Genomic DNA, 650 nt, shown 5'->3' on the forward strand with positions numbered 1-650 from the left:
CTCAATATTTGGATGCTCTGACGACCGAGCGCCAAGGAAATCGCGTCTACATCCGTAATCCCTGAAAGGGCCGATAAAATTAAGACACCCGCATTACCGAACCACTCAGCAAGCGCATGTGACAGCAGCATAATCACCGCCAGCATCATCCCAAAAAACAGCGCCGATTGCAGTGCGAGTGGGTTGCTCTGTTTGTTCGATTGTTCGATCTGTTCCACTTCACTCCGCCGCCATATCCACCAAGCAGGCAAATACAGCGCCGCCATCATGGCCATCACAATCGGCCATAGTAACGAGACAAGTTGAGGATTAATCACAAACAGAATAATCAACAGCCGAGGAAACATGGTGCCGCAACTCAAGAGTATGCCACTGGCGAGCAATGGGCTGATATTGGCTTGCTCCCGAGAAAGATGGGAAAACTGCAGCGTTAACGCCGTCGAAGAACTTAAACCTGCAAAAATGGAGGTGAACAATATGCCACGTTTCGCCCCACCAATTTTGATTGCGAAATAGCCCACAAACGAAATACTGGCAATCAACACGACCATCCACCAAATCTCGTAAGGGTTAAGAGCGTTCCAAGGACCATAGGATTGATTTGGAAGAAGCGGCAATAACACGATGGAGATAATCAGCAACCGGAGCGC

At 49.1% G+C, this 650-nt stretch carries 1 protein-coding gene; it reads right to left on the reverse strand.

Going from position 1 to position 650, the window contains the following annotated elements; genetic code table 11:
* A partial coding sequence (locus R7R78_RS27095; protein WP_225474733.1) for an MgtC/SapB family protein occupies positions 1-650 on the reverse strand: 650 nt, incomplete at both ends.

The organism is Vibrio sp. 2134-1 (assembly GCF_033339495.1).